Origin of the sequence: Rhodococcus sp. (in: high G+C Gram-positive bacteria) (genome assembly GCF_049286785.1) — a bacterium.
In the GTDB taxonomy this organism is placed as follows: domain Bacteria; phylum Actinomycetota; class Actinomycetes; order Mycobacteriales; family Mycobacteriaceae; genus Rhodococcus_F.
This window is the reverse complement of record NZ_JBAQEO010000574.1, coordinates 1-11,477: the sequence shown is the minus strand read 5'-3', so window position 1 is coordinate 11,477 and position 11,477 is coordinate 1. Positions and strand designations below refer to the sequence as shown.

The window sequence follows — 11,477 nt, the reverse complement described above, 5'->3', positions numbered from 1 at the left end:
TGTCCACAGGGGCCGACCAGTTCGTCGGGTGTTGCGCGTTCGAGTCTGCCGAGAATGCGGAGACCGTCGCGGCGGTCGGCGACGACGGGTCGATCGCGATGCCCGCCGTCCCGGTGGCGTCGCCGACGCGCCAGCCGACCGTGCCCACGTAGCCCTCGGGGTTGCCGTACTGACGGCCGTTGACGGCGAGAGGCGTCGCACCGACGACGGTGTCAGCGGCCGCGTTCACCTCCACCACAGGCCCCGGCACGGGCAGGACCGGCGCGACAGGTGCCCGGTTCGCCTTCGGCATGTCGTCGGGGTCGATCCAGACGGTGGCCGGTCGCGGCTGGACATTGTCGGTGTGGGCGTCGGGTGCAACTGCCGGCGCAGGTGCGGCACCACCCTCGGGCTGCATGGGGACACCGGGAACCGCGAGCGGTGCCACGGGAGCAGGCTTCGTAGCCGACGGTGCAGCCGGGTCGGTGACGCCGGGTTGTGAGGTGGGCGGGGTGGACGGCGCCACCGGGTCGGTGACGCCGGGCTGTGACGTCGGCGGAGGGGTGGACGGTGCGGCGTGCGCCGTCGCGGCCCCGAGCACTGCCATCGCGGACACCGAGATCACGGCGAGCGCGTGCATACGGATTCTCATCAATAACTCCTGCTGTCGGAACGGATGCTGTGATCGAGGGAGGCATTGGATCGAGAGAGCACTGCCGGCGACGAAGAGGTGCCGAGACCGGAACGAATCACCGACAGCTGTGTCGGCGTTCAGTCGTCCGCATGAAAGAAGGAAGGTGTGACAGGGACCGAACGTCCGTGTCGCAGAGCAAGAAGCCTCCACCGGCAAGGTGGATGTGATGTTCGCCCGATGAGATCCGTCGCCACTGCCGGCGCAATGCCGCAGCCGTCGTTCACCGCCCCCATGACCGCCCCCGGTTTGTTCCAAGTCCCCCTACCGCGGAAAAGTACCAGACAGCAGCGCGATCACGCCAAGGCGGACGCGACTGCGACCGTCAGATCGCGCAGGGGGCGCAGGTGCCTGGCCATCGCGATGGAGGAGACGGCACGAGATCCACGCACCAGCATGCGTGTCGCGCGACGCCTTGTGCGGTCGTAGCGGCGCAGCGCCTCGTCGATGTCGTTGCCGGAGGCGAGAAGCCGACCCAGGGTGACCGCGTCGACGAGCGCCTCGCAGGCGCCCCGGCCGAGATTGGGTGCCATGGCGTGGGCGGCGTCGCCGATGAGCGCCGTGGTACCCCGGACATACGACGGCAGGGCCGGTGATTCGTAGAGGTCGTGATGGAGCAGGGCGTCGGGTGTGACGTCATCGAGAACGGCCTGTACGTCTGCGTGCCAGTGCCCGAACCGGGCACGAAGGAAGTCGAGCCCGTCCTCGGAACCGGCGTCGGCGCGGACGCAGGCGAACCAGTTGACGAGGTTTCCGTCGCGTGGAGTGATACCGAAAAGTGCGTCTGCATCCCAGGTTTCGCTGACGGTCTCGCGCCGGCCGGGCACCCATCCGCGCCAGGCCGTCGCTCCGATGTAGCGGGGCTCGAACGCGTCCCCGAACAGCTGTCGGCGGGTGGGGCTGCGCAGACCGTCCGCCCCGATCACGACGTCGTGGTCGGTCAGCGCGTCCGGCGTGGGGGCGGGTGTGCCGAACAGCACGGTTCCCTCGGGCAGGGACTCGGCGAGGGTGGTGAGGAGTGCGGGTCGTGACAGCAGATAGGCAGAACGGCGGGTGTCGATCGTGCCGATCACCGATCCGTCGGGTCGCAGGAACGAACCGCGATGCTGGGGTGATCCGAGAGTCCGTACTCGATCGCCGACGCCGATCGCATCCAGTGCGTCGAGGGCCTGCGGCCACATGCCGAGGGCGGTGCCGGAGGCGGGCAGGTGCTCGGATCGTTCGAAGACCTCGACGTGCCATCCACGGCCGACGAGGTAGGAGGCGATCGCCAACCCGCCGATTCCGCCGCCGAGGACCGCTGCAGAGTGCGTCATGGGCGCCACTCTACTACAAATGTAGTATCGCACTACTGTTGTAGTCTCCAGTCATGGCGAGGAAACGGAAGCAGGTACTCGACGCGGCGATCGACCTGGTGGGAACCCGCGGCCTGCGGGCCCTCACCCATCGGGCGGTGGACGCAGCCGCAGGCATGCCGGAGGGATCGACGTCCAACTACTTCCGCAGCCGCGGGGCCCTGCTCGAGGCGATAGTCACTCGGCTGGCCGAACGTGACCGGGAAGACTGGCAGAAGTTCGCCCGACCGCGGCCCGAGGGATTCGATGCGCTGGTCGACGCGTTGATCGCGTTCGTGCGCTATGCCTGCGGACCCGACCGGGTGCGCACGAGCGCGCGCTATGCACTGTTCGTCGAGGCCGCCGTGACCCCCGGGCTCGACGAGATCATCGGACCGGTGCGCACCGATCTCGTAAAGTGGGGGGCGGACATGCTGGCATTCGTGGGATCAGCGGATCCGGCCGCCGATGCAGTGGTGATCACCGACTACCTGGATGGAGTGATCCTTCATCAGCTGACCGCGCCCCAACCCGATTTCGACCCGGCTCGAGGAATCGAAGCGGTACTCCGCGCGCTTCAATTAACATGGATCCAGTGATGTCGGTCGAGGCGTCCTGCGCAGATTTGGCAGGTGAGTCCGTGTGAATGCCCAGCGCAGAGCGTTGTTAGGGCAACCTTAGTTGTGTTTCGCCTGGGGGTCTGAATTATCGTTTTCGTTACACGTTGGACCCACGAAAGTCCGACCCGACCGAAAAGCCACGTCGCCTGGTGCGAACACCACACCCAGCGTGCTGCACAAGGGCGTAGCCGATCGGTGGTGCCGATCACGTCGTGAAGGCACCTGCATTGCAAAGTTGATGGCCATCAGCGCTGCTGGTCGTCGGTGCATCTCTTTGGCATACGAAGGCTAGGTATGAAGCAACTTCCAGGCCCCCAGGGGCTGTATCACCCGTCCAACGAGCACGACTCCTGTGGCGTCGCGTTCGTCGTGGATATGAAGGGTCGCCGGAGCCGGGACATCGTCGAGAAGGCGATCACCGCTCTGGTCAACCTCGAGCACCGCGGTGCCGCGGGCTCCGAACCCAACACGGGTGACGGTGCCGGCATCCTGCTCCAGGTTCCGGACAAGTTCTTCCGCGCTGTCGTCGACTTCCCGCTGCCCGAGGCGGGTTCCTACGCGACAGGTATCGCCTTCCTGCCGCAGAGCCACGCCGACGCGCAACGAGCGGCGGACGCCGTCGAGAAGATCGTCGAGAGCGAGGGCCTGAAGGTCCTCGGCTGGCGAGAGGTCGGAACCGACGACTCCTCGCTGGGCGCGCTCGCGCGTGACGCGATGCCGACGTTCCGGCAGATCTTCATCGGTACCGAGGACGGTTCCCTCACGGGTCTCGACCTCGAGCGCCGCGCCTACGTCATCCGGAAGCGCACCGAGCACGAACTCGGCAACGAAGGCGCCGGCAAGGACGGACCCGGTCGCGAGACCGTGTACTTCCCGAGCCTGTCTAGCCAGACGTTCGTCTACAAAGGCATGCTCACCACCCCGCAACTCAAGGGTTTCTACCTGGACCTGCAGGACGAGCGTGTCGAGTCGTCGTTGGGCCTCGTGCACTCCCGTTTCTCCACCAACACGTTCCCGTCGTGGCCGCTGGCCCACCCGTTCCGCCGCGTGGCGCACAACGGTGAGATCAACACCGTCACCGGCAACGAGAACTGGATGCGCGCCCGCGAGGCGCTCATCGAGAGCGACGTGTTCGGCGGCCCGGAGAACCTCGAGAAGATCTTCCCGGTCTGCACCAACGGGGCGAGCGACACCGCACGCTTCGACGAGGTGCTCGAGATGCTGCACCTCGGTGGCCGCAGCCTTCCGCACGCCGTGCTCATGATGATCCCGGAGGCGTGGGAGAAGCACGAGAGCATGGATCCCGCCCGGCGGGCGTTCTACCAGTACCACTCCTCGCTCATGGAGCCCTGGGACGGACCTGCCTCGGTGTGCTTCACCGACGGCACGGTCATCGGCGCGGTTCTCGACCGCAACGGTCTGCGTCCCTCCCGCCTCTGGGTGACAGAGGACGACCTGGTTGTCATGGCGTCGGAGGTCGGTGTCCTGCCGATCGATCCGGCCACCGTGGTGCGGAAGATACGTTTGCAGCCCGGTCGCATGTTCCTCGTGGACACCGCTCAGGGGCGCATCATCAGCGACGACGAGATCAAATCGGAACTCGCCGCCGAGTACCCGTACCAGGAATGGCTCGACCAGGCTCTGACCGCCATGGACGACCTGCCGGACCGGCCGTACACCTACATGTCACACGAGCGCGTCGTGCTGCGTCAGCAGTTGTTCGGGTACACCAACGAAGAGGTCAATCTCCTCGTCAAGCCGATGGCGGCCACCGGAGCAGAAGCCCTCGGCTCCATGGGTACGGACACCCCGATCGCCGTGCTCTCGGCTCGGTCGCGGATGTTGTTCGACTACTTCTCTCAGTTGTTCGCGCAGGTCACCAACCCGCCGCTCGACGCCATCCGGGAAGAGGTCGTCACCAGCCTCGGCGGCACCATCGGCCCCGAGCACGATCTGCTTCACCCCACCGCCGAATCCTGCCGGCAGATCTTCCTGCCGCAGCCGATACTGCACAACGACGACCTGTCGAAGCTCATCCACGTCAACGACGACGGTGAGTTCCCGAACTTCCGCAGCGTCATCGTCCGCGGTCTGTTCCCGGTGGCGGAGGGCGGTGCGGGCCTGCGTAAGGCTCTCGACGACGTCCGCTATCAGGTATCGGAGGCCATTGCCGGTGGGGCGCGCCTCATCGTCCTGTCCGACCGTGAGTCGAACGAGACGTACGCGCCCATTCCGTCGCTGCTCCTGACGTCCGCGGTGCATCACCACTTGGTGCGCGAGAAGACCCGCACCAAGGTCGGTCTCATCGTGGAGTCCGGCGACGCCCGCGAGGTGCACCACATGGCGCTCCTCATCGGTTTCGGTGCGGCCGCGGTCAACCCGTACATGGCCTTCGAGACGGTCGACGAGCTGGTTCAGAGCAGTGAACTGCCCGGTGTCAGCCTCGACAAGGCCATCCAGAACTACATCAAGGCCGCCGGCAAGGGTGTTCTCAAGGTGATGTCCAAGATGGGCATCTCCACGCTGGCGTCCTACACCGGTGCGCAGCTGTTCCAGGTGATCGGTCTGTCGCAAGACCTGGTGGACGAGTACTTCACCGGTCTCAACTCCAGCCTCGGCGGTATCGGGCTGGAGGAGATCGCAGCGGATGTCGCGGAGCGGCACGCCGGCGCCTACCTGGACCGTCCCGAGGAGCGCGCGCACCGCGAGCTCGAGGTCGGCGGCGAGTACCAGTGGCGTCGTGAGGGCGAGTACCACCTCTTCAACCCGGACACGGTGTTCAAGCTTCAGCACTCCACCCGCACCGGCCAGTACGAGGTGTTCAAGGAGTACACGAAGCTGGTCGACGACCAGTCGGAGCGGCTCGCAGCGTTGCGTGGCCTGTTCGAGTTCAAGAAGGGTGTCCGCCCGTCGATCCCGCTGGACGAGGTCGAGCCGGCAACCGAGATCGTCAAGCGCTTCTCCACCGGTGCGATGAGCTACGGCTCCATCTCCGCCGAGGCGCACGAGACGCTTGCCATCGCGATGAACCGTCTCGGTGCCCGTTCCAACTCCGGTGAGGGCGGCGAGAACCCGGCCCGGTTCACCCCGGACGAGAACGGTGACCTGCGGCGGTCGGCGATCAAACAGGTGGCGTCGGGACGTTTCGGTGTCACCTCGCACTACCTGACCAACTGCACCGATATCCAGATCAAGATGGCGCAGGGAGCCAAGCCCGGTGAGGGCGGCCAGCTGCCGGCGCACAAGGTGTACCCGTGGGTGGCCGAGGTCCGGCACTCCACACCCGGCGTCGGGTTGATCTCGCCGCCCCCGCACCACGACATCTACTCGATCGAGGATCTCGCACAGCTGATCCACGATCTGAAGAACGCGAACCCGCAGGCCCGCATTCACGTCAAGCTGGTGTCCGAGGTGGGCGTCGGCACCGTCGCCGCGGGTGTCTCCAAGGCACACGCGGACGTCGTCCTCATCTCCGGTCACGACGGTGGCACCGGTGCCACGCCGCTGACCTCGATGAAGCACGCGGGCGCACCCTGGGAGCTCGGCCTGGCCGAGACGCAGCAGACGCTGCTGCTCAACGGGTTGCGCGACCGGATCGTCGTTCAGGTCGACGGTCAGCTCAAGACCGGCCGTGACGTCATGGTCGCCGCACTGCTCGGCGGCGAGGAGTTCGGTTTCGCCACCGCACCCCTGGTGGTGTCGGGTTGCATCATGATGCGGGTCTGCCATCTCGACACCTGCCCCGTCGGCGTGGCTACGCAGAACCCGGTGTTGCGCAGGCGGTTCACCGGCAAGCCCGAGTTCGTCGAGAACTTCTTCCTGTTCATCGCCGAAGAGGTGCGCGAGCTCATGGCCGAGCTCGGTTTCCGCACTCTCGACGAGGCCGTCGGGCAGGTCGATCTCCTCGACACCACGAAGGCGCTCGAGCACTGGCAGGGCAGCAAGGCCGGCAATCTCGACCTGTCGCCGATTCTGCACCGGGCCGAGTCGGCGTTCATGGACCAGGACCTGTACTGCACCGGCACCCAGGACCACGGACTCGACAAGGCGCTCGATCAGCAGCTCATCGCACAGAGCCGCAACGCGCTCGACAAGGGCGAGAAGGTGACCTTCGAGTCGCCGATCACCAACGTCAACCGCACGGTCGGCACCATGCTCGGCCACGAGCTCACCAAGGCGTACGGCGGTGAAGGCCTTCCCGACAACACGATCGACATCACGTTCACCGGTTCGGCCGGTAACAGCTTCGGTGCGTTCGTTCCCAAGGGCATCACCCTGCGCCTGCACGGCGATGCCAACGACTTCGTCGGCAAGGGCCTGTCCGGTGGTCGCATCGTGGTGCGCCCACCGCTGACGACCGCGCCCGGATTCGTCGCCGAGGACAACATCATCGGCGGCAATGTGATCCTGTTCGGTGCCACCGGCGGTGAGGCACTACTGCGCGGTGTCGTGGGCGAGCGATTCGCCGTCCGTAACTCGGGTGCCACCGCGGTGGTCGAGGGAGTCGGCGACCACGGTTGCGAGTACATGACGGGTGGCAAGGTGGTCATCCTCGGTGCGACGGGACGGAACTTCGGCGCCGGCATGTCCGGTGGCGTCGCGTACGTCTACAACCCGGACAAGGCGTTCGAAAACAACCTCAACACCGAACTGGTGGACCTCGAGGACCTCACGGGTGACGACTTCACCTGGCTGAAGGGTGCTATCGAGCGTCACCGGGACGAGACGGGTTCGGCGGTTGCCGCGCGCATCCTGTCGGACTGGTCGCAGCAGGTGATTCATTTCGCGAAGGTCATGCCCCGCGATTACAAGAAGGTGCTCTTGGCCATCGAGGCCGCGAAGAAGGATGGAAAGAACGTGGACGAGGCAGTGATGGAGGCAGCTCGTGGGTGATCCAAGCGGCTTCCTGAAGCACACGTCGCGCGAACTTCCGGTTCGGCGTCCGGTGCCGTTGCGTCTGCTCGACTGGAAGGAGGTGTATGAGGATTTCTCCGACGAGAAGCTTCGTACCCAGGCCAGCCGATGCATGGATTGCGGTATTCCGTTTTGCCACAACGGTTGTCCGCTGGGGAATCTGATTCCCGAGTGGAACGACCTGGTGTACCGGGACCGCTGGCACGACGGCATCGAGCGTTTGCACGCCACGAACAATTTCCCGGAGTTCACCGGGCGGTTGTGCCCCGCGCCCTGTGAGGCGTCCTGCGTTCTGGGTATCAACCAGGACCCGGTCACCATCAAGCAGGTCGAGGTCGAGCTCATCGACCACGCGTTCGACGAGGGTTGGGTCGACCCCGTTCACCCCACTCGCACGACGGGCAAGAGGGTTGCCGTCGTCGGTTCCGGTCCCGCAGGTCTGGCAGCAGCGCAGCAGCTGACCCGGGCCGGGCATCTGGTGACGGTCTTCGAGCGTGCCGACCGTATCGGTGGTCTGCTCCGGTACGGCATCCCCGAGTTCAAGATGGAGAAGCGTCACATCGACCGCCGTCTCGATCAGATGGAGGCCGAGGGCACCATCTTCAAGACGGGTGTCGACGTGGGTGTCGACATCACCGCGGACGAACTGCGCAAGCAGTTCGACGCCGTGGTTCTGGCCGGCGGCGCCACCGAGGCCCGTGATCTGCCGATTCCCGGACGGGAACTCGACGGCATCCACCAGGCCATGGAGTACCTGCCCATCGCAAACCGTGTGCAGCAGGGTGATTTCGACGAGCCGTCCATCACGGCGGAGGGCAAGAAGGTTGTCATCATCGGTGGCGGCGACACCGGTGCCGACTGCCTGGGCACCGCGCATCGTCAGGGTGCGGTGAGCGTGCACCAGTTCGAGATCATGCCGCGCCCGCCGGAGACCAGGGCCGAGCAGACCCCCTGGCCCACCTACCCGCTGATGTACCGCGTCGCCTCGGCACACGAGGAGGGCGGCGAGCGGTTGTTCTCGGTCAACACCGAGCAGTTCGTCGGGGTAGCCGGCAAGGTCACGGCGCTGAGGGCTCATGAGGTCGAGATGAAGTCGGGCCGCTTCGAGAAGGTCGAGGGTTCGGATTTCGAAATCGAGGCCGACCTGGTGCTGCTCGCCATGGGCTTCGTCGGTCCCGAGAAGCCGGGCCTGCTCACCGATCTGGGTGTCGACCTCAACGAGCGTGGCAATGTCGCCCGTTCCGCGCAGTGGGCGACCAACGTGGACGGTGTGTTCGTGGCCGGCGACATGGGACGCGGACAGTCGCTGATCGTGTGGGCCATCGCGGAAGGCCGCTCCGCGGCTGCGGCGGTCGACACGTATCTCGAAGGTGCGACGGCGCTGCCGTCGCCCATCGTGCCCACCAGTGCGCCCCAACGCTGAGTTCACGAAGCGTCATGATTCAACGCTGAGTTCACGAAGCGTCATGATTCAGCGCTGAGTTCACGAAGCGTCATGATCCGGCGCTGAGTTCATACCAGGCACCCCGGTACGAAATTCGTACCGGGGTGCCTGTTTGTCATGCGGATATCGCGCCCGCTCGGTAACGTTCATTTACCGATCGTGCATCTCTAGGTCATGTCGACCTGGCAGCATCCCGTCTGCAGGACGACAAAGCGAAGAACAGGGTAGGGCCATGTGTATGAGACGGGTTATCGCATTCTTGACCGCATTTGCTGCCGCCGTGGCTGTTCCGACGATGGTGGGCGCAGGCGCAGCTGCCGGTGCGGATCCCTGCCCGGGCGTGTATGTCGTCGCGATTCCGGGCACCTGGGAGACGTCTACCAAGGACAATGTGCGGCCCACTCCCGGCCTGCTGTCTGCGGTGACGAACGGGTTGCCGTCCTCGGTGCGCACGGACTACGTGACGTACGCGGCGACGGCGTTCCCCTGGGAATCGGACGTGTACGCCCGCTCGAAGAAGCAGGCCACCGACAACGCGCGCGGAATGCTCGAAGCCATGAGCAATGCCTGCCCGGGTACGGAATTGTCGCTGATCGGATACAGCCAGGGTGCTGATGCGGCAGGCGATCTGGCGTCCGAGATCGGAACGGGCCTGAGCACCGTTCCGGCCGATAAGATCGCAGCCGTCGGACTCATCTCCGATCCCCGCCGGTCGCCCACCGACGCGTTGGTCGGCCCGCCGGTGGCGGGCAGCGGTGCGGGAGGTCCGCGCATCGGTGGATTCGGCTGGGTCAGCCCCAACACCCGCACGTTCTGTGCGTACGGCGACCTGTACTGCTCGACGCCGAAAGAGGACTTCGTGACGCGGCTCGCCGGTTTCCTCGCCCAGTCGTCGGATGCGTCGCCGTCGTCGCTGAATCGCTACCAGCAGGAAGCTCTGCTCATCTGGAACGACCTGATGGCGGCCGGCGGCGTCGCCACCCTGATGGCGCAGCTCGACGAAGGCGCCAACGAGAAACGTGTGGACGACCTGGAGCGGTTCTACAAGTCACAGGTGCACCAGGACTACACCAGCTATGCGGTCGACGGTTCGGGAACTCCCGCGACGGCGTGGTTGAGGAATTGGCTCCGCGATCTTGCATGACCGCGGTCCTGGCCGGTTCAGCCCAGGTCGAGGCGTGCGCCGAGGCGCATGGTTCCCGGGGTCAACCGGCTCAGTGCGCGCCAGACCTTGGCTTCGGGGGTCACCGGGACGACTGCCTTGTTGGATCGCACGGCCTTGACGATCTGGGTCGCCACCCGGTCCGGTGCGAAACCGCGCTTGCTGTAGAGGTTGTCGGTCTTTCGTTGCCTTTCGGCCTGCTCTTCGGGTGTCGACCCGGCGAACTGGGTGGCGTTGATGATGTTGGTGTGGACGATCCCCGGGCAGATCGCGCTCACCCCGATGCCATGGGAGACGAGTTCGGCCCGCAGGCAATCCGACAGCATGAACACGGCGGCCTTGCTCGTGGCGTACGCGGTGAGGTTTTTCTGCGGTGTGAACGCGGCGGCGGACGAAATGTTCACGATGTGCCCGCCCCGGCCGCGTTCGATCATCTGGCGTGAGAACGTGCGGCATCCGTAGACCACTCCCCAGAAGTTCACGTCCATCACCCGTTCGAAATCTTCCTGCGGGGTCTTCGTGAAGGTGCCCGAGTAGCCGATGCCGGCATTGTTCACCACGATGTCGGGAGTGCCGAGGTGGGATCGGACCTGCTCGGCGAATCTCTGTACTTCCTTCTCGACAGCCACGTTCACCGGGTACGCGTGGGCGCCGCCGCCGAAGATGGCGACCGCTCCGCCCCCTTTCATGTGGGACGAGTTGATGAGATCCGCGGTCTCGTGAGCCGACTCCAGGTTGAGGTCTCCGACCGCGACGATCGCGCCCTGGGCGGCAAACGCGAGCGCGGTCTCCCGCCCGATTCCGCTGCCGCCGCCGGTGACGACCACGAGGGTGCCGTCGAGATCTCGTAGACGGCGGTGCCTGCGGGAACCCTTGCGCCATTGCCTGACTTCACCGAGAAGTGCCATGTGACCATCTTGGCCGAGTACGGTCGTCTATGTGCTGGTCTGGTACATCAGCTATGGGTCGAACATGGCGGCGGCTCGTCTGGCCTGCTACCTGAGTGGCGGGTGCCCGGCAGGCGGCAGGCACGTGAACCCCGGCGCCCGCGACTCGACGGCACCGCTGGCGTCGATGCCGGTGGTGCTGCCCGGTTCCGTCTATTTCGCCGGCGAAGCGCGGTCGTGGGGCGGTGGTCGTGCGTATTACGACCCGGATGCCGCCGGAGCCGTCGCCGCCCGCGCTTTCCTCGTGACGCCGGAGCAGTTCGAGGACATCTGGGCCCAGGAACCCGCCTGTTACGATCGTGTGCTCACCGTCGGGTCCCGGGACGGTGCCGTGATGTGCACGTTCACCACACAGGCGGGCGGCGCGGACCTCACCCGCGCTGCGC

At 65.8% G+C, this 11,477-nt stretch carries 8 protein-coding genes; 5 read left to right on the top strand and 3 right to left on the bottom strand.

Going from position 1 to position 11,477, the window contains the following annotated elements; genetic code table 11:
* The coding region (locus tag WAW17_RS20745) for a glycoprotein (RefSeq protein WP_422334798.1) at nucleotides 1-619 on the bottom strand (619 nt) is incomplete at its 3' end.
* Between the two features lie 347 nt (nucleotides 620-966).
* The gene (locus WAW17_RS20740) at nucleotides 967-1,986 is read right to left on the bottom strand and encodes an FAD-dependent monooxygenase (RefSeq protein ID WP_422334797.1); all 1,020 of its coding nucleotides are present in this window, start codon (nucleotides 1,984-1,986) and stop codon (nucleotides 967-969) included.
* A 53-nt stretch (nucleotides 1,987-2,039) separates the two neighbouring features.
* Here WAW17_RS20740 and WAW17_RS20735 point away from each other — a divergent pair, with 53 nt between their 5' ends.
* From WAW17_RS20735 to WAW17_RS20720, 4 genes are all read left to right on the top strand, one after another.
* The gene (locus tag WAW17_RS20735; RefSeq protein ID WP_422334796.1) at nucleotides 2,040-2,603 is read left to right on the top strand and encodes a TetR/AcrR family transcriptional regulator; all 564 of its coding nucleotides are present in this window, start codon (nucleotides 2,040-2,042) and stop codon (nucleotides 2,601-2,603) included.
* A gap of 315 nt (nucleotides 2,604-2,918) precedes the next feature.
* Nucleotides 2,919-7,517 (top strand): glutamate synthase large subunit, encoded by a 4,599-nt coding sequence (gltB, locus tag WAW17_RS20730; RefSeq protein ID WP_422334795.1) that lies wholly within the window; start codon nucleotides 2,919-2,921, stop codon nucleotides 7,515-7,517.
* Entirely contained in the window at nucleotides 7,510-8,961 is a 1,452-nt protein-coding gene (locus WAW17_RS20725) for a glutamate synthase subunit beta (protein ID WP_422334794.1), read from the top strand. The genes gltB and WAW17_RS20725 overlap by 8 nt, the downstream gene beginning before the upstream one ends.
* 259 nt (nucleotides 8,962-9,220) lie before the next feature.
* On the top strand, nucleotides 9,221-10,126 hold the full coding sequence (locus WAW17_RS20720; RefSeq protein ID WP_422334793.1) for a cutinase family protein: 906 nt from the start codon (nucleotides 9,221-9,223) through the stop codon (nucleotides 10,124-10,126).
* 17 nt (nucleotides 10,127-10,143) lie between these two features.
* On the opposite strand, the gene WAW17_RS20715 is transcribed toward WAW17_RS20720, so the two are convergent.
* Entirely contained in the window at nucleotides 10,144-11,052 is a 909-nt protein-coding gene (locus tag WAW17_RS20715; protein ID WP_422334792.1) for an SDR family NAD(P)-dependent oxidoreductase, read from the bottom strand.
* Between the two features lie 31 nt (nucleotides 11,053-11,083).
* Here WAW17_RS20715 and WAW17_RS20710 point away from each other — a divergent pair.
* Nucleotides 11,084-11,477, top strand: a 394-nt coding sequence (locus tag WAW17_RS20710) for a hypothetical protein (protein ID WP_422334791.1), incomplete at its 3' end; no start/stop codon positions are given.